Origin of the sequence: Novosphingobium sp. YAF33 (genome assembly GCF_052113265.1) — a bacterium.
Taxonomy (GTDB): Bacteria; Pseudomonadota; Alphaproteobacteria; order Sphingomonadales; family Sphingomonadaceae; genus Novosphingobium.
Genome location: NZ_JBFRCW010000002.1, coordinates 435,187 through 458,858 on the forward strand (window position 1 = coordinate 435,187; position 23,672 = coordinate 458,858).

The window sequence follows — 23,672 nt, forward strand, 5'->3', positions numbered from 1 at the left end:
CCCCAGCCTCGGCCTCGGCCTCGCTCTCGTCCCATCCTTCGTCATTGCGAGCCCCGCAGGGGCGCGGCAATCCAGAGCGGTGCGGCGCCGCCCTGGATTGCTTCGCTACGCTCGCAATGACGCGGGAGCGGGCTACCCTCGCAATGACGAGAGAGGAGGCTACCCTCGCGATGACGCGGGAGCGGGCTACCCTCGCAATGACGTGGGAGCCGGCTACCCTCGCAATGACGCGGGGGCGGGCTACCCTCGCAGTGACGAGCAGGGCCGCAATGACGAAACCGAGGCTGGTGCAACACTGTTACCCCACGAACGGGAACGCCAGCACCAGCATGCCCACCACCGTCATGACCAGGCAGCACAGCGCTGCCGGGACCAGGGTGAAGCGCTGGTGGTCGGCGAGGTCCACGCCGGCAAGGCTGACCAGCAGGTAGGTCGATGGCACCAGCGGGCTGAGCAGGTGGACCGGCTGGCCCATCAGCGAGGCGCGGGCGATGGCCATGGGCTCCACGCCGTAGTGCGCGCCGGCTTCGGCCAGGATGGGCAGCATGCCGAAGTAGAAGGCGTCGTTCGAGATGAAGAACGTGCCCGGCAGGCTGATGAGCGCGGTGATCGGCGCCATGTAGGGGCCGAGGAAGGGCGGGATGAAGTTCACGACCTCGCGGCTCATCGCCTCGACCATGCCGGTGCCCGAAAGGATGCCGGTGAAGATGCCCGCCGCGAAGATCAGCGAGACCACCGCCAGCACATTGCCGGCATGGGCGGCGATGCGCTCCTTCTGCTCCTTCACATGGGGATAGTTGGCGATCATCGAGATGGCGAAGGCCAGCATCATCAGGATCGGCAGCGGCAGCACGCCCCAGACCAGCAGGACCAGCAGCGCCACGACGAGCGCGGCATTGAACCAGATCATCTTCGGACGGCGCGCCTCGGGCCACTGCGAAACCGCAAAGTCGGCCAGTTCCTGCGGTGTCGCGGCGTGAACGCGGCCGATGCGGCGGCGTTCCTTGCGGCCGAAGTGGATCGCCAGCAGCACCAGGAAGGCCAGGCCCGCGACCATGCCGGGGATCAGCGGCACGAACAGCGTCGAGGGATCGAGCTTCAGCGCGCTGGCAGCGCGCGCGGTCGGCCCGCCCCAGGGGGTGAGGTTCATCACCCCGCTCGTCACCATCAGCAGGCAGACGAGGTAGAGCCGGTTCATGTCGTAGCGCTTGTAGAGCGGCAGCATGGCGGCCATCGTGATGATGTAGGTCGTCGATCCGTCGCCATCGAGGCTGACCAGCGCGCAAAGCACCACCGAGCCGATCAGGATCAGCATCGGATCGCCGTGCACCAGCCGGATCAGGCGGCCGACCAGCGGGTCGAACAGGCCGGTGTCGGTCATCGTGCTGAAGAACAGGATGGCGAAGAGAAGCATGACGCCGGTGGGCGCCAGCTTGGTCAGGCCCTCGATCATCATGTTGCCCAGCCCCGAGTGGAACCCGGCGAGCAGTGCGAACAGCGTAGGCACGACGATCAGCGCGACCAGCGGCGTCATCCGCTTGGTCATGATGAGCGTCATGAAAGTGGCCACCATCAGGAAGCCGATAAGGGCGAGACTCATGATTGTCCCCGAATGTCTGTCATGGATGTGAAGGGAGCTGTCTGGAAAATGCCCCGAGGGGCATTTTCGGTGCGGCACCGGCCCACGCCCCCACCCGACCTTCCACAGCAGTGTACCCTGGATGGGAGGTCGGGTGGGGGCGCCTGAATCCAACTTGGGGCCGGTGCCGCATGATCAAAACGTGACGCCGACGCGTGCCGTCAGGGTCTGTCCATCGTCCTTGCCGGTATAGGCACCGGCAGTGTTCTGGGTGTTCCAGTGGATCGCGTTGAGCTGGAAGCGCGTGAAGCTGTTGAGGTACCAGTTCACGCCCAGCGTCGCCGCCCAGCCCTGGGCGGGCGTGACGATGTCGTCGAATTCGAGGTTCTCGTAGCGCGCGGTCAGTTCGATCGCGCCGGGGCCGCCTTCGAAGACCGGGCGCAGCACCTTGGGCTGGCCGAAGCTGCCGAGGCGCGGGTTGTAGGGAGGAAGATCCCCGGTGAGGAACCAGCCGCCCGAAACGCTCCAGGCGCGGGTGACGAAATCGGGACGACCGTTGTCGAGGCGTGCGTGGCGCTCGCCCGCTTCGCCCATGATCCACAGCGGGCCGGAATAGCCGCCCAGTTCCACGCCGTAGCCGGTGGTGCCGGTGCCGCCGATCAGCGTGCCGGTGGAAAGCCGGAGCGCGCCGTTGAAGCGGCCGCCGATCACGGTGTTGCGGGTCAGCGTGTTCTTGCCGGGGTGGAGCATCTCGTCAAAGCCCCACACGCCGAGGTGCAGCACCTGGCGGTCGGACTTCAGCGGATTCCAGTGCGCGCGGGCGAGCACGGTGCGGTTGTCGGACGTGCTCTGGTCGCCGTCGATGCGGTCGCCGGTCACGGTCAGCGAGGCGTGGCCGGTCTTCCAGAACAGGCGCGGCATGATGCCGAGGCCGTAGAAGGCGCGCTGCGGGATGATCGCGGTGGCGACCACCGAGCGCTCGGTGAAGGGGGTCGAGTCCGAACCCGTCGAGCCTTCGAAGCTGCGGTCGTTGAACAAGTGGCCGACGCGCACGTCATAGTCCATGCCCGGCGCGATGCGGTTGCGCCAGCCCATGAAGGCGGTGACGACATCCACCTCGTTCTCCGAGAAATCGCTCTCGAACTGGTAGAAGAAATGCGTGCCCACCGTGCCTTCCAGGCCCATGCGCAGCGCGCGCATGCCGGTGGTGGTGAGGTTGCGGCCGCTGTATTTCGATCCGGTGCTGGTGCTGACATCGGTGATGATGCGCCCGCGCGGCTTGAAGCTGAACATGCCGTCCGCCGAGTGGAATACCGGCAGGCCCGCGCCCCATTCGGTGCTGACGCCCGAGGCCGAGACGGCGGCGGCGCGCACGCGCTCGACATCGCGCTCGGCCGGTCCCGGCGGAACGAGCTGCGGGGCATAAGGCTGCGTCACCACGACTTGCGGCGCGGGCTCGGGCGGGGCGGGTTCGGGAGCAGGCGCCGCGGGCGCTTGCGGAGCGGCGGCCATCGCGGGGGCGGGGGTGGCCCCCGCTTCCAGCTTCTCCACCCGCTGGCGCAGCGAGGCGATTTCGGCGGCCTGCGCGCGCACCAGTTCGGCAAGGTCTTCCTTGCTCGGTTCCTGGGCCAGCGCCGGGGTCGCCGCGATCAGGGCGAGAAGCGCGGTGCCCGATGCAAACATCTTCATGGAGTCTTGTGTCCGGAGGCGAGGATCGCGTTCCAGTCGCGCAGGAAGCGCGCGCGGGTCAGGCGATCGAGATTGACGAGAAGCTGCGGGCCGACGCGCACGGGGCGGGCCTGGCCGGCAGGAAGGCGGTGGGAAGCAGGCACGTCGGTACGCACCGGCCAGAGGCTGTGCCGGGCGAGCTGGGACTGCCCGGCGCGAGAGAGAAGAAAGTCCAGGAACAGCCGCGCGGCCGCCGGATGGCGCGCCTCGCGCGCGATGAAGGCGATGCGCGAGGTGACGATGGTGTAGTCGTGCGGGAAGATCACGCCGATGTTCGGATCGCGCCGCGCCCGTTCCAGCGCGTAGGAACCGATCACGTTGTAGGCGATGGCCAGCTTGCCCGAAGCGACGCCCTGCAGCATTTCCTCGGTATGCGTGGCCAGCACCGGGCGCGTCGCCGCGATCGCCTCTGCCAGGCTGCGGGTGTCGCGGGTGATCTGGAAGTCCTGCGAGAGGTAGAGATAGCCCACGTTCGAGCGCGCCGGATCGAACGTCGCCACTTTGCCCGTGAAAGCGGAGCGGCGATGGCGCAGCAGCTGTTCGAGCTGCTGGTGGCTCTGCGGCACCAGCGCCGCAGGGACCAGCTTCTTGTTGTAGGCCATGCCGATCGGCTCGGCGGTGACGCCGAAGCCCATGTTCTTCCACACGGCCGTGGCCGGCAGGGCAGGCTTCTCGGGGCTGGCGTACTGCTGCGCATAGCCGTCGTTGATGAGCTTGATCTGCTGGTCCATCGCCGAGGACCAGACGATGTCGGCGGAATACTGCTTCGCCCGCGTTTCCGCGGTGTAGCGGCGATAGAGTTCGGCCGATCCGAGATCGGCGTAAAGCACCTGGATGCCCGGATAGGCGCGGCGGAAGGCCGCGACGACAGGCACCATCTCGGCCTTGTCCGCATTGGCATAGATGCGCACGGTGCCCTCGGCGCGGGCATCGGCGATGAGACCGTCGTAAGAGCGCGGATAGCCCGCAGGCCGCTGGACCCGCCCGCCCTGGACCTGCCCACTCTGGCGCTGGGCATCGGCAGGCGCCGTCATCGCGGGAAATGCGACCATCGCTGCAAGTGTCAAAACCGTGATGAAGCTGCGCATTCCCGTATCCTCTCGCTTTCCGGGTCTCATGTCGGATAAGCTGCTGGTCATGCCCTACGATCCGAAGCTGTCACCCACCTTTCATGAAAACTTTCACAGCACGGCTGACGAAAAGCCGCGGATCGGGATGTCCTCGTGCGCATCCTGATCGTCGAGGATGACGCGCAGCTCGCGCGCGGGGTGGTCTCGCTGCTGCGCGCGGCGGGTCACGCGATCGACCATGTCGCCAATGGCGAGGACGCGCTGTCGGTGGCCGCGACGGAGCCCTATTCGCTGGTGATCCTGGACGTCGGCCTGCCCGACATCGACGGTTTCGAAGTCCTGGCCCGGCTGCGCGCGCGGGGCGACCGGGTGCAAGTGCTGATGCTCACCGCCCGCGACGGTCTGGACGACCGCGTGCGCGGGCTGGACCTCGGCGCCGACGACTATCTGCGCAAGCCCTTCGACGTGGAGGAACTGGAAGCCCGCGTCCGTGCGCTCGGCCGCCGGCGCGGCGGAGATGCGGCGCCGGAAATGCGGATCGGGGCCATGACCATCAACCGCTCCACCGGGCGCGTCGAAGTGGGGACCCGCCCTATCGAGCTGCGCCGCCGCGAATGGGCCGTGCTGGAAGCGCTGGCAGCCCGCGCGGGGCAGATCGTCTCGCGCGAGACCTTGCAGGCCGAAGTCTTCGGATTCGACGATCCGGTCGGCTCCAACGCGCTGGAGGTCAACGTCACGCGCCTGCGCAGCAAGCTCGCGCCGGACGGCCCGGCGATCCGCACCGTGCGCGGCGTCGGCTACATGCTCGACCGTTCGTGAAGTCCGGGGACGACAAGGCAGGGAAGACCGGCCCGTTGGGCGGGCGGCCGGGCGGCAGGGCAGGCGGGCGGGCGGGATCGGTCTCGCTGCGGCTCCGGCTGGGCATCGCGATGCTCGGCCCGCTGGCGATCGCGGCGCTGGCGCTGGGCCTGTTCGGCTGGGCGCTGATCTCCGATGTCGTGCGCCGCACCAACGACCGCGTGCTCGGCGGCGCATTGGGCGCCATCGCCGAGACGGTCGAAGTGGAGCGCGGCGAAGTGACGCTGGACCTGCCGCCCGCCGCCTTCGGCATGCTGGAGAACGCCGAGCGCGACAATGTCTACTACCGCATCGCCGTGGGCGGCGAACTGCTGACCGGCTATGCCGACCTGCCCGCGCCGGATATCGCCACGCTCTCCACCGAGGAACCGCGCTTCCGCTACGCCGAATATCGCGGCCAGCGCATCCGCATCGGCGAAGTGCGGCGCGACCTGCCCCGCGTCTCCGGCCCGGTGGTGGTGCAGGTGGCCGAGACGCTCGACAACCGGAACGCCTTGCGCCGCCGGTTGATGACGGCGCTCCTGGTCGGCGAAATGGTGCTGGTCGGCGTGGCGCTGGCGCTGATCCGCCCGGCGCTGGGCTGGAGCCTGCGCCCGCTGGCCGAACTGCGCGCCGCCATCGAGGCCCGCGACACCCGCGCCGCGCCCGACCTCTCGCCCTTGCAGACCGGCCCCCTGCCCGCCGAACTGCAACCCCTCTCGCGCTCGTTCGACCGCCTGCTGACCCGGCTCGACGATGCGACCACGGCCACGCGCCGCTTCACCGCCGATGCCTCGCACCAGATGCGCACGCCGCTTTCGGTGCTGAAACTCCAGGTCGCGCTGGCCCGGCGCGGCTCCGACGATGCCCTGCGCGAGATCGACGAGGCGACCGACCGGCTGGAGCGCCTGCTCACCCAGTTGCTCACCCTCGCCCGCGCGGATGAGGCCGGCACCCTGCCGCCGCTGGAACAAGTCGACCTGGTGGAAGTGAGCCGCCGGACGATTTCGCGCCGCATCCGCCAGGCCATCGAGGCCGATGTCGAACTCCTGCTCGACGATGAGCAGGACGCCGCCTTCCACGTCCAGGGCCATCGTTCGCTGGTCTACGAGATGCTGTCCAACCTCGTGGACAACGCCATCCGCTACAACCGGCCGGGCGGCAAAGTGACCATCGCCTTGCGGAAGGACGAAGCGAACGTGCACCTGATCGTCAGCGACGACGGCCCCGGCATCCCGGCCGAACTGCGCGCGCAGGCCATGTCGCGTTTCGCCCGCCTCCAGGGCGAGAACGGCCCTTCCGGCAGCGGCCTGGGGCTGGCCATCGTGCAGTCTTCCGCCGAGCGACTGGGCGCTGGTCTCGCGCTGGAAGATGCCGCACCGGGCCTGCGCGTCATCGTCACCTTCTCCGCCTGAAACCCGCATCCCGCTGGACCGGCGGGACATTTTTTCGAAATTTCGCACGTCTCGTGTCGTGATTTCTGTTGCTAATACGTCTTAATAGCAGGAACGAATCTTGCAACGAGGCCGCGGCGGATCCGCCCGGCTTCCCGAATTTCCCGGAAACGACCGATGACGACGATACGATGGATGCTGGCGGGCCTGGCCATGACCGCCGGGCCGCTCGATGCCGAAGCGCAGGATGCGGTGCACCGGCCGGATGGGGAGAGCCAGGCGCCCTTCGTGCCGACCGGGCCGGACCCCGTCTATCCCGCCGCCTTCTACGCCGCCTTCCAGCCCCAGACCGCGCTCGACATGCTGGAGCGCACGCCCGGCTTCCTGCTCTCCGAAGGCAGTGCGGTGCGCGGTTTCGGCGGGGCTGCGGGCAATGTCCTGATCGACGGGCAGCGCCCCACCGTCAAGGCAGGCGGCATTACCGAAGTGCTGCGGCGGATCGGCGCGCGGCAGGTGGACCGGATCGTCCTGCTGCGCGGCAGCGAGGCGGCCGAAGCGCAAGGCCAGCCGCTGGTCGCCAATGTGATCCGCAAGACCGATGCGGCGGGCTCGGGCAATGCCGTGCTGGAACTGGCACGCACCGAGGACGGACGGATCTCGCCCACGGCGCGGGTCAGCCATGCCCGCCGCATCGGCGCGTGGCAGGCCAGCCTCGAACTCTCCGCCATCAACGAACGCTACGTCACCGAGGCCGACTATCGCACCCGCGGCGCGGACGGCACGCTGCAGGAATCGCGCGCCGAGAGCATCCGGGCCAAGGCGCCMGAATATGGCCTGACCGCCTCGGCCTCGCGCCCGCTGGCCGGCGGCACGCTGACGCTCAACTTGCGGCTCAACCACGATGAATATGCCTCTCACCGCAAGATCGCCATTCGCGAAGGCGAGGACGGAAGCGGATCCTCCGGCGCTCCCTCGGCGGAACGCCTGATCGACTACGGCGAGACGTCCACCAGCGGCGAATTCGGCGCCGACTGGACACGGCCGCTCGGCGCGGACTGGAACACCAAGCTCGTCGGCCTGGCCCGGATCGAGCGGGCCTCGGTGGACGAGGATTACCGGCAGGGCACGTTCCGCAGCTTGTCCGAGCAGGACCAGAAGCCGCTGGAACTCGTCGCCCGCACCACCGTCTCGCGCGAAGGGAGCCACGCCCTGCGCCCGGAATTCGGCGCGGAACTGGCGTACAACCGCCTCGCCAGCCAGCTCGCTTACGGCGAGGACGCGGGCAGCGGCACGATGGTCCCGGTGGACCTGACCAATGCCGATACCCGCGTGACCGAACTGCGCGGCGAGGCTTTCGCCAATGCCAACTTGCGCCTTTCCGGGAACCTGGAAGCCGAAGCCGGTCTGGCCGTGGAATTCTCTCGCATCCGCGTCACCGGAGACAGCAACCAGAGCCAGAGCCTGTCCTACCTCAAGCCCTCCGGCGCGCTCGTCTGGTCGCCGGGCAAGTCCACGCAAGTGCGGCTGGGCTGGCGGCGGACGGTGGACCAGCTGGACTTCAGCGACTTCGCCGCCTCCGTGAACCAGGCGGACGGACGGCCGCTGGGCGGCAATGCCCGCCTGCGTCCGGCCCGGATCAGCCGCGCGCTGCTGCGCATCGATCACCGCTGGGGCAAGGGCGGCGCCATCGCGGTGGAGGCCTTCCACCAACGCCACCAGGGAATGCTCGGCTATATCCTGCTGCCCTCGGGCGACCAGGCGCTGGGCACTCTGGGCAATGCCCGCCAATGGGGTGCCACCGCGCAGGCCAGCCTGCCGCTGTCCGCGGTGCTGCCGGGCGCACGGCTGACACTGGACGGCACCTGGCGCAAGACGCGGCTGCGCGATCCGATCACCGGACGGGACCGCCGCATCGACGACCTGGCCCCCCGCGCCCTCACTGCCGAATTCCGGCACGACCTGCCCCATCTGCGCAGTTCCTGGGGCGTGAGCTATACCGTGTCCGAACGCTACGACATCTACTACGTGGACGAACACCTCACCTCCAACAACGGCGAGGAATGGGGCGCCTATGTCGAGACCACGGCCCTGGCCGGCGTCAAGCTCTCGCTCAAGGCCAGCGCCATCGGCGGGGTGCACAGCAACCGCCTCCGCCGCTTCCACAGCCCGACCCGCGCCTACCCCCTTTCCGGCACCGATGCGCGCACGATGCGGGACGGCAGCGCGCTCACCCTGGTGCTGTCGCGGGCGCTCTAGGATGGGCGCTCGAGGATTGACAGGCTCACGCCGCCCGCCTAGCTCGGACGCCATGACGAAGATGCCCGCCCTTGCAGGAAGCTATTACTACCGCTGATTGGCGGTGGGCACCTTGTCGTTCTCAACCGCTGCGTGACCAGCGGTTGAACTCTTCCCAGCAAGACCCACGGTTACGGAGCCCCATTCGAAGGCCCCCTGGTCGTGACAATCGTGGAATGCAGTCAGCCGCAGCATGGCCCCTCGCTGGGCATCATCGGATTCGGAGCTTTCGGGCAGCTTTCCGCGCGCTATCTCCTGCCCTATTTCCGCGTGCTCGCGGCCGATCCGCTGGTGACGGAATCGCCGCTTCCCGGGGTGGAGATGGCCGCGCTGGACCGCGTCTGCCGCTGCGACCTGGTGGTGATCGCCGTGCCGCTCTCCGCCCTGGCCGAAGTGTGCCGCGCCATCGCGCCGCTGCTGCGGCCCGGCACGGTGGTCATGGACGTCTGCTCCACCAAAGTGCAGCCCGCCGGCATCCTGCTGGCCGAACTGCCGCCTCACGTCGATCTCGTCGCGACTCATCCCATGTTCGGCCCGCAAAGCATTGCTGCGGGTACGCGCGGGCTGAAAGTGGTGATCTGCCCTCTGCGCGGGCGTTCGGCGCCGCGTATCGCGGCCTTCCTGCGGCTGCGCTTCGGACTGGCCGTGCTCATCGCCTCGCCCGAGGAACATGACCGCGAGGCCGCGCTGACGCAGGGGCTGACGCACCTGATCGCCAAGGCGCTGCTGCGCATGGATCACCTGCCCGACCGCATCACCACGCGCAGCTTCGACCTGATCCGGCAGGCGGTGGACATGGTGCGCCACGATGCGCCCGGCGTCAGCCATGCCATCGAAAGCAACCCTTTCGCCCAAGGCGCGCGCAACCGGTTCTTCGCCGAAATGGAGGCCGTCCGCCGCGAACTGGCGCCGGAGGCCAACGATACCGGCGCCGCTGCCGGCGGCTAGGCCCCGGCGAGCCTTGCGCGGAGTTCCGCCTCGGTCAGGATTTCGATCCGCGCCCCGGCGCTGCGCAGTTCCTCGGCCTTGCGGTGCTGGGCATCGGCCGTCACCCAGCGCCCGTAAGGCTGGCGCGCGCTGATGACGAGCATGGTGGTGGTCGCACCCACGGCGGTGAGCACGCGCCCGCCCGCCCCGGCCACGAACTGCGCCAGCGCGCCGTCGCGCGGCTCGCCGAGGATGGCGATGCGCTGCCCCTTCAGCGGGCCCGCTTCCGCGGCGGCGGGCGCCTTGCCCTGCTTGCCCGGCCGCGCCATCCAGCCCTGCAGGTCGATGCCGGTCTCTTCCATGGCGCGCACGATCACCATGCCCGCCGCCCGCGCATCGCTGAGCGCGTCGTGGTGCCGGTGCCGTATCCCGAGGTGGCGCGACAGCACGTTGAGGCGGTGGCTGGAAAGCTGCGGCCAGGCCCGCTTCGCCACGCGCACGCTGTCCAGCCAGGTGGTCTCGATCGCGGCCAGTTCGGCGATCCGGCAGGCGGCCGAGAGCGCGCCCTTGTCGAAACCCGAGTGGGCCACGGTGATGCGGCCGGTCAGGTGGCCCGCGACGAGGCCATGGATGTCCCCGAAGGTGGGCTTGCCCGCGACATGCTCGGGCGAGATGCCATGGATGCGGATGTTGAACGTGGAGAACTCGTCACACGGGTCGACGAGCGTTTCGTAGGCGAAGACTTCGCGGCCCTGGCGGAATCCGACGATGCCGATCTGGCAGATGCTGCTGACCCGCGCGCAAGCGGTCTCGACGTCGACCACCACGAAGTCGGGTTCGTCGGAAGCGGGGCCTGAGGCAGATGCGGGGAGCGGATTCAAGTCCGGGAACTTCATGCCGCGCCCTGTAGCAGCCGGAGCCTGCGAGCGCGAGGCCCCGGCAGGAGCGCTACCGCTCGCGCTGCTTGATCCAGCCGATCCCGCGGCGCAGCAGTTCGTAGAACACCGGCAGGTCCCAGGCGCAGCGATCCACCGTGGGCCACCAGTCCAGCATGGGCTGCAGGTCGTAGTGCCCCCGGCAATGGCCGAGCGTGTTGTAGAGCACCGCGCCCTTGCCGTGCTGCTTGATGTACATGACCGGGTGCGTGCCGATGGCATCCGCCGCCTCGACGAAACCGGTGCCTTCCTCGGTGCATTCGGTTTCGAGCAGGACATGCAGGTCGCCGTGCCGCTCCATGTGGTAGAGTTCGTCGGTCGTGTCGAAAGGCGCGATGCCCTGCACCAGCGGATGGCCGGGATCGGCCACCCTGACCGTGTACGGCGCGATCGGCGGGTGGCTGACGAACTGACTACCCAGCAGGTCCATGAACAGCGGCGCCCAGCGCGGCGCATCCCACAAGCCCGCATCAGGTCCGTCCGCCAGCAGGCGCAGCACCGAATTGGTGCCGTGAAGCGCATACCAGCGCCCGCCCGCAGAGAGCCAGTCTCGCAGCACCTCCTGCGCCGCCAGCGAGGGCGTGACGTCGCAGGTGTACGTTATCAGCACATCGGCGCCGCGGATGGCGTCAAGGTTCTCGTAGTCCTCGAACACCCGGGTCCGCACGGCAGGATCCTCGGCCAGCAGCTTGAGCAGCTCCAGCCGGGCGAAGTCCATGTCGTGCCACACCCCGCCGCAGATCAGCACGCAGTCGATGCGCGGCGGGTGGCTTTCAGCAGTGTCGCTCATGGATTCAAGCTGCCCCGCCCGACTTCGAACCGCCCAGTTCGCCGCCGATATATTTCATCAGCGTGTCCTGGAACTGGCGGATGCGGATTTCCTGGTAATTGCCGAGGTTCACCTTGCCCGTCTTCGAGGCATGGAGCCCTTCCTGCACATAAGGCAGGTTGTCCATGTCCTGCTCGAACACGTCGCCCAGAATGCCGAGTTCGGGCGCCTCGGTCCATTTCTGGTCCAGCCGCAGCATCTTGAGCGGCGCACCGCGCGGGATCGGCTGGCCCTTGGGAATGCGCGCCAGCACGCGCACTTCCATCACGCAAGTATCCGGCGTCTTTCCGGGCAGCCAGTTGTAGACGATGTTCGGCATATAGCCGCCCCAGGGCGCGAAATTGGGAAAGACGTTGTAGACCAGCGCGTCCAGCAGTTCGGCGTCGGTCGCCTCGCCGTGGTCGTAGCCGGTGCTCTCCGTATAGGCCGCGCGCATTGCCGCGCCCAGTGCGGCGCGGGCGGTGACGCCCTCGGGCACCCGGATCGCCATGGGATTGGCCGAAGCCTCGCCCTCGTAATTGTCGCCGGAGCGGCCGTTGTACTTGACGAATTCGTCGACGATCCACTGCTCGCCCTGACCCTGCTCGATATGCGGGCTCATCACGCCGAAGGGAACGAGGTTGACGTTCACATTGTCCCCCCAGGTCCAGTAGGCGGCATTGGAATCGCCGGTGAACGGCAGGAGCTGCGGGTGCGTGACGATGGTGTGCCAGGCCTCCATGAAGGCTTCCATCACCACTTTCCAGTTGGCCGGCACTTCCTTGGCCACGCGCATGACGCTGGCGCATTCCTCATGCCGCCAGCGCTTGAAATGCTCGGGGAGCGGCGCGAGGAATTCCTCCAGGCTCGGCCCGCCCTTCTCCTCGCGGATGAAGACATAGCCCGCCCAGCGCCCCACTTCCGCCTCGGGCAAGTCGAGGTTCTGTTCGGCCAGATGCGGGAAATCCCACTGGCAGGGCATCGAATGGAAGCTGGCGTCCTTGTTCCAGGCAAAGCCGTGGAACGGGCAGACGAACTTGTCGGCATGGCCGTCCTCGGTCCGCAGCTTGCGGCCGCGATGGAGGCAGACATTGTGCATCGCGCGGATCGATCCATCGTCCTGCCGGCTGACGAGGTAGGACCGGCCCGCGTTCTCGTAGACGATGAAGTCGCCCGTTTCGGGCAGGTCTTCCTCGCGCGCCACGAACTGCCAGACGTAGGGCCACATCCGCTCGCGTTCCAGGCGCGCGAAGTCTTCGCTGATGTAGCGCTCCGCCGGAATCGGGTCCGACCCGCGATAGCTATAGCTCTCCTGCGTCAGGATCGCGGGCGCTTGCCGCGAATCCTGCGCCATGAGTTCGGCCCAGCTGATGCCCTCGCTGCGGTCCTCTCCCAGATCTCGGCCCAATTCAAGGTCGCGTTCGGCCATGGCTCCAAGGTCTCCCAACCTGTTTCGTTTTTCCCTGTTTGGGGCATGTCTGGACCGGCGGGAAGGGGAAGTCACCTTGCTCTAATCATAGGTTGCCCCATCACGCAGATCCGCCATGTTCGAAAGCAACGAACAGCTGGGAGAATGCCGTGAAGCGGCTTGAAGGCAAGGTGGCCCTCGTCACCGGAGGCACATCCGGCATAGGCGCCGGGGCCGTGCAGCGGCTCTGCGCGGAAGGCGCGCGGGTCGTGTTCACCGGCTCCAACCGCAATGCTGCGGACGCGGTGTGCAGCCAGACCGGCGCCGAATTCGTCAGCCACAACGTACGCGACGGCGCCGCATGGGATGCGCTCTCCGCCCGGATCGCGAACGATTACGGCCGCCTGGACTTCGCCTTCGCCAATGCCGGCACCGAGCATGGCGACGGCAGCGTGGAGGACATCTCGCTGGAAGGGTGGGAGAACGTCATCGGCGTCAACCAGACCGGCGCCATGCTCACCGTGCAGCACGCGATGCGGCTTATGGCCAAAAACCCGGATGGGCCGACCGGGTCGATCCTGGTCAATTCCTCGATGAACGCGCACCGGGCGATGGGCAATTTCGTGGCCTATTCGGTGTCGAAGGCGGCAGTCGTTGCGCTGGTGAAGTCGGCGGCGGTCCACGCAGGCAATCGCAAGTACGGCATCCGCGTCAATGCGATCCTGCCCGGCGTGGTGGAGACGGCGCTGATCCGCAACCTGATCGAGACTTCGGGCGATCCGGCGACCACCCGCGCCGCTTACGAGGGCCTGTCCCCGTTCGGCCGCATGGCGCGCGTCGAAGAGATCGCCGGGCTGGTCGCCTGGTTCGCCTCGGACGAATCGCAGTTCGTCTCGGGCAGCGAATACGTGATCGACGGGGCAACCACGGCAGGGATGATGGGCGTATGAGCGATCTGGGTTCGCAGCGGCTGAGAGGCCGCGTGGCGCTGGTTTCGGGCGGCCTGCGCGGCATCGGCCTCGCCTGCGTGGAGCGCTTCCTGGCCGAGGGCGCGGAAGTCGTGCTCACCGACCTCGAGGCGCAGGACAGCGCGCTGGTGGTCGAAACGTTGGGCCGGCTGGGGCAGGCCGCCAGCTATATGCAGGCCAATGTCACCAGCGAGGAGGATTGGACCGCCGTGCTCGATGCCGTAACCCAGCGCCACGGCAAGCTGCACATCCTGGTCAACAACGCCGGGATCGACCTGACCGGCCCGGTCGCCGAAACCTCGCTGGAGGGCTGGCGGCGGATCATGAGCATCAATGTCGACGGCGTGTTCCTGGGCGTGCGCACTTTCGTGCCGCTGATGGCTGCCAGCGGCGCGGACGTGGCGGGCGGTGCCTCGATCGTCAATGTCAGCTCGATCATGGGCCTCGTCGGCATGAGCGAGGTTTCCGGCTACAACGCCAGCAAGGGCGCGGTGCGGCTGTTCACCAAGTCGATCGCGCTGGAATTCGCCGAGAAGAAGATGCCGATCCGCGCCAATTCGCTGCATCCAGGCTTCGTGATGACGCCCTTGCTCAAGGAAGGCTTCCAGCGCTGGGTCGACAAGGGCGTCGCCGAAAAGCCGCAGGATCTGGTGGACCTTATGTCGAGCAAGACGCCGATGGGCCGTCTGGCCGATCCTTCCGAACTGGCGAGCGCAGTGTTCTTCCTCGCCTCTGCGGACAGTTCCTACATGACCGGCGCGGAGCTGGTCATCGACGGCGGCTGGACCGCGCAGTGACCCTTCCGGACACTCTCCCCCCTTCGTCATTGCGAGGAGGCGAAGCCGACGAAGCAATCCAGCGCGGCGCCATTGCGCTCTGGATTGCCGCGGCCCTTCGGGCCTCGCAATGACGAAAGGCAAGGGAAGGACCAACGAAATGACAGCCTTCTGGAGAAATTTACGATGACCGCACCCTCACCCGGCGCCCTTCCCGACACCATTGCCGTCGTCACTGGCGCGGCAGGCGGTATCGGCCGCGAGATCGTCAAGGCCCTGAAGGCCGCCGGCGGCACCGTCATCGCCACCGATCTGAAGGACGGCGCCGAGGTCGAAGGCGCCGACCACTACCTGAAGCACGACGTCACCAGCGAGGCCGACTGGCGCGCGGTAGAGGCGCTGGTTCGCGAAAGCTACGGCCGGCTAGACGTGCTGGTGAACAACGCCGGCCTCTCGATCGTCACCAGGTTCGAGGAGACTCCGCTCTCCGAATTCCACCGGATCAACGCGATCAACGTCGATTCCGCGATCATCGGCACGCAAGTCCTGCTCGATCTGCTCAAGGAAGGCGGCAAGGCGCGCAAGGGCGGGGCCTCGGTGGTGAACTTCTCCAGCGTCGGCGGGCTGCGCGGCGCGGCGTTCAATGCGGCCTATTGCGTCAGCAAGGCGGCGATCAAGATGCTGTCCAAGTGCCTGGGCGCCGAATTCGCCGCGCTCAAGTACAATATCCGCGTCAATTCGGTGCACCCCGGCGGGATCGAGACGCCGATGCTGGCCTCGATCATGGACCGCTATGTCGAACTCGGCGCCTCGCCCTCGCGCGAGGCTTCACTGGCGGCGATGAACACCACCCACCCCATCGGCCGCCTCGGCAGGTCGGAGGAAATGGCCGGCGGCGTGGTCTTCCTCGCCAGCGAGGCCTCCAGCTTCATGACCTGCGACGAACTCGTGATGGACGGAGGGTTCAGCCAGGTCTGACCGAAGGTCCTTCCGGAGAGATCCCATGACACCCAGCTCCCCCGCCCCGCTTCCCGGCATCCTCGGCATTCATCACATCGGGGTCTCGGTGCCCGATCTCGGCAAGGCGCGCGAATTCTACCTGGGCATCCTCGGCGCGGTCGAAGAAGTGGAGCCCCTGCACTGGGCCGACAATCCCTTCATCGACGAGATCGTCGGCTTGCAGGGCAGCGCGGCGGAGCAGTTCTTCTGCCGCCTCGGCAATGTGCAGATCGAGGTCTTCGAATATAGCGCGCCGAAGCAGCAGCCGCAGGACCCGCGCCGCGGCGTCAACGAATATGGCTATACCCATATCGCCTTGCAGGTGCAGGACCTTGCCGCCGTCCACGCGCGTATCGTCGCGGCCGGGCTTCCCGTGCACGCCCCGCCGGAACTGGCCACCATCACCACCGATGCCGACGGCAGCCGGCACGGCTACGCAGGAACGTATTGCCGCGACTTCTTCGGCAACGTCTTCGAAATCCTGGAAATCCACGAGACACCGGCCATCCGCCCGATCTGAAAGGACCCATCATGCGCATCATCGTGGCCGGAACCCTTCGCTTTGCGGGCGACGACGCGCTCTGCGGCGAGATCATCCGCGGCGGCGCCGCTCATATCGCCTCCAGCCGCGAGGAACAGGGCTGCACGGCCTACAACTGGGCGGTCGATCCGCTCGATCCCGGCCTGATCCACGTCTACGAGGAATGGGAAAGCGAACGCGCCCTGCTCGGCCACTTCGCGCACAGCTCCTATGCCGCCATGCGCGACCATCTCGGCCGCTACGAGCTTACGGGCTTTGCGGTGCAGATCTACGCAGCCACAGGCGTAGAGCCGGTCTACGACGAGGATGGCTGGCCGCGCAGGGAGATTTTCGGAGTCACGCTCCAGGACTCGGTCGACTGACCGCCCGCTGGCGGCAAGCCGGCCGGGGCTATCCCTCGACCGGCACCGCGCCTTCCGGCGGTATCAGGAAATCCATCGTATAGCGCACGGCCTTCCAGCCCGCCACCGTGCGCACGACATCGAAGTAATAGCGCCCATGGACGGTGATCCCGCCACCGGCCGCGTACCGGCCCATGCCGATGACATAGGCGCGGATCGAGGCCCGGTCGCCTTCGTAGGCGGTGATCGCGAAGTTGCTGAGGTAATGCGCGTGCGCGGCCATCGCCGCGAACGTGTCGCGGAAGAACCCGCCGATCGCCCCGTGCCCTTCCAGAGCCGGAAAACCGATGCCCGACAGGTCGAACACCGCATCCTCCGCGAAGACGGCGAGAATGCCGTCGATGTCGTGGAGGCTGTCCACCGCATGGGCATAGGCGATGAGCAGATCCTGGATCGCCAGCCTGTCCTCGATCGGGCATGCTTCGATGAGACGGGGCGCCGCCGGGCTCACCCCTGCACCATGTCGTTGAGCAGTTCGTGGAAGCGCTGCACGCGCTTTTCCTGGCCCGGCAGGATGCAGCCCTTGAAGCCGCGCGAATTGAGGCCCTGCTGCTGGCTGGTGCCGATCGAGAGGTCCTGATCCGCCACGAAGCCCACCGAAACGCCGTCGCCATAGACCGAATGGCGCGCCACCGCGTCATGCCGGAGCGGCACGGTGCCGAGCGGAGTCTCCACCTCGCGCATGCCTTCCACCGGCGGATAGAGGCACCAGTGCTGGAACACGCACTTCTCGGGATCGGTGGGATGCGGCTCCGTGCGCAGGACCTGGAGCTGTTCGGGGCTCATGGTCAGCGTCAGGTTGGGGAACAGCGTGCAGTGGAAATAGTCCACCAGCTGCTGGTCGCTCATCCTATCGTAGTTGGTGAAGCCCCGGCTCGGCCCCAGCCGCCGCTTCGCCTCGATCACGGCGGCGCGCAAGTCGCCGGTGTGGCCGGCGTAGGCCTCCGGGTCGATACCCCAGGCCCGCGCGATCTGGTCGAGCGGGGCGGGGACTTCGGTGGTGTGGTAATCGACGCGGGTGGTGGCCTGATGGCCCTTCATCCACATCGAATTGTGGCCCGATGGGTACATCTCGAACAGTGTGTCCGGCAGCCCGTCGTTGATGAAAGTCGCCAGCTCCGGGTGGATGGTCGGCAGGTGGTAGCTCTCGTTGAAATTGTCCCGGATGATCTTCCAGTTGAACTCGCAATCGGCCGAGAGGTTGAGCACGCGCACCCAGTTCTCGATGCCGTAGCCGGCCAGACGCTCGGGGAAAGGCGCGAGCCATTCGTGCAGCGGGGCGACGTCGTCGTCCATGCACCAGAACACGAACGGGCCCCAGGTCTCGCAGCGCAGTTCGGACAAGTGGACTTTGCCGCAGGGGCTGCCGCCCTCGAAATCGTCCGGATCCTGCACCTTGATGAGCGTGCCGTCCAAGTCATAGGTCCAGTTGTGGTAGCCGCAGGTGATGCGCGGCACGCTGGTCACATCGGCCAGGATCAGCCGGTTTCCGCGATGGGGGCAGGAATTGTAGAAGGCGCGGACGGAATCGTCCTCCTGCCGCACCATGATGACGGATTCCTTGGCGAAATTGTGCCGGATCACGTCGCCCGGCTCCTCCAGATCGGCCAGCACGCCGCCCAGGTGCCAGACCTTGGGCCAGAGGTTCTTCATCTCGCCTGCCATCCACTCCTTGGAGATATAGCGGTCGGCAGTGATGGTATCGCCGCGCACCGGCGGATCGAATTCCTGCGAATAGCGGGAAACCTTGCTCTGGAGGTTCATGAACCTGCTCCTGCCTGTCGGGCCTTGGTGTAACTGGGATCCGCGCCGTGGCGCCCGCCACGAACGGCGCCGGGATTGGCGGCGAAGAAATCGAGCGAGCCGGGGTCGTCCTTGACCCAGTCGGTCACGAGCAGGCGCGAAGTGATGCGCCATTCGCCGTCCCGGCAGGCGTATTCGTCCAGATAGCGCCCGGCGATGAAGAGGTCGCGCACCCCGCCCGCCTCGTCGCGCACGCCGTGCCAGGCCTGGAAATAGGCCTCTCCCGTTGCGCTCTCGCCCGATATCTCGATGCGGTGCTGGCCCAGCAGGTGATGCGTCGCTTCCATCGTGCCGAGCAGATCCTGGCAGAAGGCGACGAATTCATCCGCCRGGCCCTTCATCAGCCCGCAGTCGATCATCGCGTCATCGTGGAAGGCCTGGCGCTGGAGCGCCGCGTCAAGCCGGTCCAGCCCGCGCATGTAGCGGTGTGCCGCCTCGGCAATGTCGCGCCTTGCGGCAAGGTCGCGCACTTCCGCCGCAATATCGTAGGCTGTCGCCAGTTGCGCCTCGGTCATGGTCTGCCTTCCTCTCCGCCCCCGCATGCCTTCGCGGCATGTCTGGATGGGCCCGATGAGCCGTCCAAAACCGACTCAACTGCCGGTTTTATGGTATGAGGCGGCCCAGTCCCTCACCTGCGACTAAGGCTAGGTGGCGTTCGCATGCTCAGAGGGGCAGCAACGTGAGGCAGCAATGAGGGCCAAGGAGAGGCCATGAACAGCGAAACCCTTCAGGACCGCATCCTCAGCGCCCTGGCCCCGGAAATCCATGCCGAACCGCCCGTCAAATGGCAGCAACGCAAGAGCGCGCGGATGCGCGAGCGGCTGGTTTCGGCGGCGATCGACTGCCTGGTCGAACACGGCTATCCCGGCCTCGCCACGGCCGCCGTCGCGGCGCGCTGCGACGTTTCGCGCGGGGCCATGCACCACCACTTTCCTTCGCGGCTGGCGCTGGTCGGCGCCGTGCTCGACCATGCCGTCTACCACCGCATGCGCAGCTTCCTGGACGATTATCTCGACTTGCTGTCCCGCCGCGCCGGCGACCCGAAGATCGAGTTGGCCTGCGAGGCGCACTGGCGCTCCGTGCAGACGCGCGAATATGCCGCCTGGCTGGAACTGACTGTGGCGGCGCGGACGAACGCAGAACTGGCAGCCATCTTCGATCCCGTCGCCCGCCGCTACGACGAGATCTGGATGGGTGAGATGATCGAGGCCTTCCCGCAGTGGCGCGACGACTGGGACAATCTCAAGCTGGCGCACGATTTCACCAGCGCCATGCACATGGGCATGCTGCTGCACCGGCCGATCTTCGGCAGCGGCGAACGACTGGCCCGCCTGCACCGCTTCGCCGCCCGCACCATGCAGGACCTCAACGAGCACCGCGAGCCGGTCAAGGCGGAGAAAGGTCCGTTTTCGTAAAATCTTACAGCAAGTGTGCATTGAATGACGCGCTGCGGACCGGCATGAAGGAGCGGTCATGGCAGAGGGGAATTCGATGCGCACGTTTCTGGCCGGTCGTTTCGCGCGTGTGGTTCCGATAGGGGCCGTGCCGATCCTGGCCCTCTGCCTCATGTCACCGCCGCTGGCGGCGCAGGAAACGGCTCAGGCGCCTGCCCCCACGGACCCCGCCACGCCCAATGCACCCACGGCGCAGGGCGATCTCTCGGTCACGATCTACAACAACGATGTCGCCCTGGTGCAGGACGTGCGCCAGCTCAGCCTCGCCAGCGGCCGCGTGCGGCAGAACTTCCCCGATGTCAGCGCCCGCATCCGGCCCGAGACGGTCTCGCTCACCGTGGCCGATGCCGCCATCGTGGAGCAGAATTTCGATTTCGACCTGCTCACCCCGTCCAGCCTCATGGAAAAGGCGCAGGGAGAAACGATCACTCTCATCCGCACCAATCCCGCCACCGGCGCCGAAACGCGCGAGAAGGCGAAAGTCCTGGCGGTAAACGGCGGCGTGGTGCTGGACGTCGGCGGTCATGTCGAAGTGCTGCGGGACGATGGTCTGCCGGTGCGCGCCGTGTTCGACCGCGTGCCCGAATCGCTCCGTGCCCGCCCCACGCTGTCCGTCACGCTCGCCAGCACGCGGTCGGGCACGCGGCCGGCAACGCTCTCCTATCTCAGCGGCGGCCTGGGCTGGAGCGCGGACTATGTCGCCCTGTTCGACGACAAGAGCGGGAAAGTGGACGTGCAGGGCTGGGTCACCCTGACCAACACCAGCGGCACCACGTTCAACAATGCGCGCACCCTGCTGGTGGCCGGCGAAGTGGGCAATACGAACGATCGCAACAGCTACATGCCCCAGCCCCGCCGCATGACCCGCGTGCAGCCCGGCACCGAAAGTGCCGAGCGCGAGCAGCTGGGCGATTTCTATCTCTATCCCCTGGCAGAGCGCACCACCATTGCCGACAAGCAGACCAAGCAGGTCAGCTTCCTTGACGCGAAGGGCGTGGCCGCCAGCGCCGGATACCGGTTCGAGAACGGCTGGCTGGGTAGCGCGAACGAGAGCCGCAGCGCCCAGAGCGTGCTGCGCTTCGCCAATTCCGGCGCCGCCGGCCTGGGAGACGCGCTGCCCGCCGGCACAGTGCGCGTCTATGTGCGCGATGCGCGCGGCCAGCCGCAGTTCACCGGCGAGAACAGCATCGATCACACCCCGCAGGGATCGACGATCTCCCTGCCCACCGGCGACGCTTTCGACGTGAAAGTGCAGCCCACCGTGGTCGCCCGCACCAAGCTGGGGGACCAGCGCTGGCGCACCCAGATGCGCTACCGCCTGACCAATGCGCGGGGCCGGCCGGCCACCGTCGAACTGGTCCAGAGCGGCCTGGACTGGACGGATACGCGCGTGACCGAGGAAAACCGCAAGAGCGAGCGCCGCGATGCAGGCTCCACGGTCTGGCAAGTGCCGGTCCCCGCCAATGGAGAGGCGGTCGTCACCGCCACGTTCGACACGCGCTACTGATGTTCCGGCGGCTCTGCCTGGCGGTCCTGCTGCCTGCGTCGCTTGCGGCGCCTGCGCTGGAAGCGCAGGATCGGGTGCAGGACAGCGCCCCGGCGCCGCGCGCCGCGCCGCAGCGCGCCCGGCCGGACATCACCGTCACCTCGCCCAGGCCGGACCGGGTTTCGCTGACCGTCTACCGCGCGCCGAACGGAGGGGGATCGCTGAACCTGCGCAACCTCGACGGATTCGCCATGGTGACGGAAACGCGCAAGGTCCGCCTGCCGCGCGGCCGGGCGGTGCTACGCTTCGAAGGCGTGGCGGAGGGCGTGATTCCGGTCAGCGCCGTGATCGAGGGCCTGCCCGGTGGCACGATCGAGAAGAACCGCGACGCCCGCCTGCTCTCGCCCGCCTCGCTGGTGGACGGCACGCTGGGACGACAGGTCACGCTGACGCGCACGGACAAGGCCACTGGCCGCCCGGTGAGCGAGGATGCCACCATCGTTGCCGGGCCTCAGCCCGGTGTCGTGCTCCAGACGAAGGCGGGGATCGAGACGCTGCGCTGTTCGGGACTGCCCGAACAGCTGCGATACGACGGTGTGCCGGCCGGCCTTTCGAGCAAGCCGGTGCTGAGCGTGACCACCGAAAGCCCGGCCGCGCGCACGGTCACCGTGCGCCTCAGCTACATCGCCGCGGGCTTCGACTGGCGTGCCAGCTATGTCGCGACCCAGGCCGCGGACGGTCGCTCGCTGGATCTCTTCGCCTGGCTGACGCTGGCCAACGGCAACGGACAGGCTTTCGCCGATGCCGAAGTGAACGCCGTCGCCGGGCGCCTCAACCGGGTCTACACGCCCTCCTTGCGCGCCGCGGTCTCGGCACTGCGCCTCGTCTGCTATCCCCTGGGCACCACCACTTCCGACTTGCGCCGGATCGTTCCGCAGGCCGAGGAAATCTTCGTCACGGCCATGCGCGCCGGAGCGCCGCCCCCGCCCCCCATGGCAGCACCTGCGCCGCCGCCCCCACCGCCGCCGCCTCCCCCGCCGCCACCGGAAGACCTGGGCGATCTCAAGCTCTACCGTGTGCCCGAACGCGTCACCGTCTCCCCGCGCGGGCAGAAGCAGGTGGCCCTGCTCTCCCGCAGCGCCGTTCCTTTCGAGCGACGCTACCGGCGCGCGGTCTATCCGGGGCAGAGGCTGGACAATGCGCCGAGCTCCGTGGTCCTGGTGCTGCGCAACAAGAGTGAGGCGGGGCTGGGCCTTGCGCTTCCCGCCGGCAGCACCGCGCTCTATGCGCAGGCGCCCGGAACCGGCACGCAGCTCCTCGGCCTGGGTTCGCTCACCGACCGCGCCGAAGGCGAAACCTTCCGCCTTTCCGCCGGAACCAGCACGCAAGTGCTGGTCTCGCAGCGCCAAACCTCGCCAAAGGGCGCCGTGCTCAGCCTGACCAACGCCAATCCCTTCCCCGTCGCGGTCGATGTGCCGATCGGTTCCGCCGGGCAGGACATTACCGCAGAAGGACAGGCTCTCCAACGGATCGACGGCGTGCCGACCTGGTCGCTTACCCTGCCCCCGCGCGGCACCGCCGAATTGCGCTACGGTTTCTGAATCCGCTTAAGGTTGTCGTCGTCCGGCACAGCTGGCGAACTTGAGGCGAAAACAGGCGCCCCGCCGAGAGAGAATCCGTTTCCGGTCGTGGTCCCGAACCAAGCCCTTGCAGACCGCTCTCTCTCCTACCCGGCAGCGGGCGGCTCGGTCTCGCCCAGGTGGATGGCCAGCCAGATCGTCGGATCGGCGGTATAGGTGACGCGGTGCGCCGTGCCTGCCGGGATCAACAGCGCCTCGCCCATGCCCAGCCTGCACGGCCCCGTGCCGTCCAGATCCAGTTCCGCCGCGCCGGAGAGAACCAGGACCCATTCGTCCCAGTCCTGCACATAGGGCTGGTCGGCCGGGGTGACGTGGCCGTGGGATTCGATCCGCTCGATGCGGACACCCGGCCGGCGCAGCAGATCGTCGAAGCGCTCCCCCTCATCCGCGCCGGACAGGATCGGCAGGAGTTTCAGCACGTCCGTCATCGTCTTTCCCCGAACTGATCGCCCAACTGTTCACCCTGCCTGTCCGCCCTGCCGTCTGCGAGGCCTAGATCACCTTCGCCGCGCCGACAATCCTGCCCCGGCCGGAGCATGGCGGATCGGGCCGCCCGACCATTCCGCATGACCCTGTCTTCACGGGCGCAATTCCATGTACGCGGCTGATTGTGCGTGATACCG

General features: G+C 67.6%; 22 protein-coding genes. 12 read left to right on the forward strand and 10 right to left on the reverse strand.

Annotation, left to right across the window (positions count from 1 at the left end; translation table 11 throughout):
• Positions 1-298 precede the first annotated feature (298 nt).
• The 3 genes from AB4Z00_RS06100 to AB4Z00_RS06110 all read right to left on the reverse strand — a co-directional run bounded on the left by AB4Z00_RS06100 (position 299) and on the right by AB4Z00_RS06110 (position 4,395).
• Positions 299-1,678, reverse strand: coding sequence for a CitMHS family transporter (locus AB4Z00_RS06100; RefSeq protein WP_442045319.1), 1,380 nt, complete (start codon positions 1,676-1,678; stop codon positions 299-301).
• 96 nt (positions 1,679-1,774) lie between these two features.
• Positions 1,775-3,268, reverse strand: a complete 1,494-nt coding sequence (locus tag AB4Z00_RS06105) for an OprO/OprP family phosphate-selective porin (protein WP_442045320.1) — start codon at positions 3,266-3,268, stop codon at positions 1,775-1,777.
• The gene (locus AB4Z00_RS06110) at positions 3,265-4,395 is read right to left on the reverse strand and encodes an ABC transporter substrate-binding protein (protein ID WP_442045321.1); all 1,131 of its coding nucleotides are present in this window, start codon (positions 4,393-4,395) and stop codon (positions 3,265-3,267) included. Before AB4Z00_RS06110 ends, AB4Z00_RS06105 begins: the two co-directional genes overlap by 4 nt.
• A 135-nt stretch (positions 4,396-4,530) precedes the next feature.
• On the opposite strand from AB4Z00_RS06110, the gene AB4Z00_RS06115 reads away from it, so the two are divergent.
• The 4 genes from AB4Z00_RS06115 to AB4Z00_RS06130 all read left to right on the forward strand — a co-directional run bounded on the left by AB4Z00_RS06115 (position 4,531) and on the right by AB4Z00_RS06130 (position 9,851).
• The gene (locus tag AB4Z00_RS06115) at positions 4,531-5,196 is read left to right on the forward strand and encodes a response regulator (RefSeq protein WP_207913035.1); all 666 of its coding nucleotides are present in this window, start codon (positions 4,531-4,533) and stop codon (positions 5,194-5,196) included.
• 110 nt (positions 5,197-5,306) lie between these two features.
• Positions 5,307-6,629 carry a sensor histidine kinase gene (locus AB4Z00_RS06120; protein WP_442045474.1) on the forward strand — a complete coding sequence of 441 codons (1,323 nt, stop codon included), beginning with the start codon at positions 5,307-5,309 and terminating at the stop codon, positions 6,627-6,629.
• A gap of 156 nt (positions 6,630-6,785) precedes the next feature.
• Positions 6,786-8,864: a TonB-dependent receptor plug domain-containing protein gene (locus tag AB4Z00_RS06125; protein WP_442045322.1), complete on the forward strand. Its 2,079-nt coding sequence runs from the start codon at positions 6,786-6,788 to the stop codon at positions 8,862-8,864.
• 201 nt (positions 8,865-9,065) lie between these two features.
• Positions 9,066-9,851, forward strand: coding sequence for a prephenate dehydrogenase/arogenate dehydrogenase family protein (locus AB4Z00_RS06130; RefSeq protein ID WP_442045323.1), 786 nt, complete (start codon positions 9,066-9,068; stop codon positions 9,849-9,851).
• Here the strand turns inward: AB4Z00_RS06130 and AB4Z00_RS06135 are convergent.
• From AB4Z00_RS06135 to AB4Z00_RS06145, 3 genes are read right to left on the reverse strand one after another with little or no spacing between them, the layout of a single operon-like run.
• Positions 9,848-10,726, reverse strand: coding sequence for an exonuclease domain-containing protein (locus AB4Z00_RS06135; RefSeq protein ID WP_442045324.1), 879 nt, complete (start codon positions 10,724-10,726; stop codon positions 9,848-9,850). The two genes, AB4Z00_RS06130 and AB4Z00_RS06135, sit on opposite strands and share 4 nt — an antisense overlap.
• 52 nt (positions 10,727-10,778) lie before the next feature.
• Entirely contained in the window at positions 10,779-11,555 is a 777-nt protein-coding gene (locus AB4Z00_RS06140; protein WP_442045325.1) for a ThuA domain-containing protein, read from the reverse strand.
• Positions 11,556-11,559: 4 nt separating this feature from the next.
• Complete coding sequence (locus AB4Z00_RS06145) at positions 11,560-13,002, reverse strand: aromatic ring-hydroxylating oxygenase subunit alpha (RefSeq protein WP_442045326.1); 1,443 nt, start codon at positions 13,000-13,002, stop codon at positions 11,560-11,562.
• Positions 13,003-13,151: 149 nt separating this feature from the next.
• Here AB4Z00_RS06145 and AB4Z00_RS06150 point away from each other — a divergent pair, with 149 nt between their 5' ends.
• The 5 genes from AB4Z00_RS06150 (at position 13,152) to AB4Z00_RS06170 (ending at position 16,627) form a co-directional block, all read left to right on the forward strand.
• Complete coding sequence (locus tag AB4Z00_RS06150) at positions 13,152-13,931, forward strand: SDR family NAD(P)-dependent oxidoreductase (protein WP_132267536.1); 780 nt, start codon at positions 13,152-13,154, stop codon at positions 13,929-13,931.
• On the forward strand, positions 13,928-14,746 hold the full coding sequence (locus AB4Z00_RS06155; RefSeq protein WP_442045327.1) for a glucose 1-dehydrogenase: 819 nt from the start codon (positions 13,928-13,930) through the stop codon (positions 14,744-14,746). Before AB4Z00_RS06150 ends, AB4Z00_RS06155 begins: the two co-directional genes overlap by 4 nt.
• A 165-nt stretch (positions 14,747-14,911) precedes the next feature.
• Entirely contained in the window at positions 14,912-15,703 is a 792-nt protein-coding gene (locus tag AB4Z00_RS06160; protein WP_442045328.1) for an SDR family oxidoreductase, read from the forward strand.
• A gap of 25 nt (positions 15,704-15,728) precedes the next feature.
• Complete coding sequence (locus AB4Z00_RS06165; protein WP_132267539.1) at positions 15,729-16,244, forward strand: VOC family protein; 516 nt, start codon at positions 15,729-15,731, stop codon at positions 16,242-16,244.
• An 11-nt stretch (positions 16,245-16,255) separates the two neighbouring features.
• Entirely contained in the window at positions 16,256-16,627 is a 372-nt protein-coding gene (locus AB4Z00_RS06170) for a putative quinol monooxygenase (protein WP_134093416.1), read from the forward strand.
• Between the two features lie 28 nt (positions 16,628-16,655).
• On the opposite strand, the gene AB4Z00_RS06175 is transcribed toward AB4Z00_RS06170, so the two are convergent.
• From AB4Z00_RS06175 to AB4Z00_RS06185, 3 genes are read right to left on the reverse strand one after another with little or no spacing between them, the layout of a single operon-like run.
• Entirely contained in the window at positions 16,656-17,117 is a 462-nt protein-coding gene (locus tag AB4Z00_RS06175; RefSeq protein ID WP_442045329.1) for a nuclear transport factor 2 family protein, read from the reverse strand.
• Entirely contained in the window at positions 17,114-18,430 is a 1,317-nt protein-coding gene (locus AB4Z00_RS06180) for an aromatic ring-hydroxylating oxygenase subunit alpha (RefSeq protein WP_442045330.1), read from the reverse strand. The genes AB4Z00_RS06175 and AB4Z00_RS06180 overlap by 4 nt, the downstream gene beginning before the upstream one ends.
• The gene (locus AB4Z00_RS06185) at positions 18,427-18,984 is read right to left on the reverse strand and encodes a nuclear transport factor 2 family protein (protein ID WP_442045331.1); all 558 of its coding nucleotides are present in this window, start codon (positions 18,982-18,984) and stop codon (positions 18,427-18,429) included. Before AB4Z00_RS06185 ends, AB4Z00_RS06180 begins: the two co-directional genes overlap by 4 nt.
• A 195-nt stretch (positions 18,985-19,179) precedes the next feature.
• Between AB4Z00_RS06185 and AB4Z00_RS06190 the strand changes: the two genes are divergently transcribed.
• The 3 genes from AB4Z00_RS06190 (at position 19,180) to AB4Z00_RS06200 (ending at position 23,010) form a co-directional block, all read left to right on the forward strand.
• Positions 19,180-19,884 (forward strand): TetR/AcrR family transcriptional regulator, encoded by a 705-nt coding sequence (locus tag AB4Z00_RS06190; protein WP_442045332.1) that lies wholly within the window; start codon positions 19,180-19,182, stop codon positions 19,882-19,884.
• Between the two features lie 151 nt (positions 19,885-20,035).
• Entirely contained in the window at positions 20,036-21,430 is a 1,395-nt protein-coding gene (locus AB4Z00_RS06195) for a DUF4139 domain-containing protein (RefSeq protein ID WP_442045475.1), read from the forward strand.
• Complete coding sequence (locus AB4Z00_RS06200; RefSeq protein ID WP_442045333.1) at positions 21,430-23,010, forward strand: DUF4139 domain-containing protein; 1,581 nt, start codon at positions 21,430-21,432, stop codon at positions 23,008-23,010. The genes AB4Z00_RS06195 and AB4Z00_RS06200 overlap by 1 nt, the downstream gene beginning before the upstream one ends.
• A gap of 125 nt (positions 23,011-23,135) precedes the next feature.
• On the opposite strand, the gene AB4Z00_RS06205 is transcribed toward AB4Z00_RS06200, so the two are convergent.
• Positions 23,136-23,477 (reverse strand): cupin domain-containing protein, encoded by a 342-nt coding sequence (locus tag AB4Z00_RS06205; RefSeq protein WP_314467263.1) that lies wholly within the window; start codon positions 23,475-23,477, stop codon positions 23,136-23,138.
• Positions 23,478-23,672: the final 195 nt, after the last annotated feature.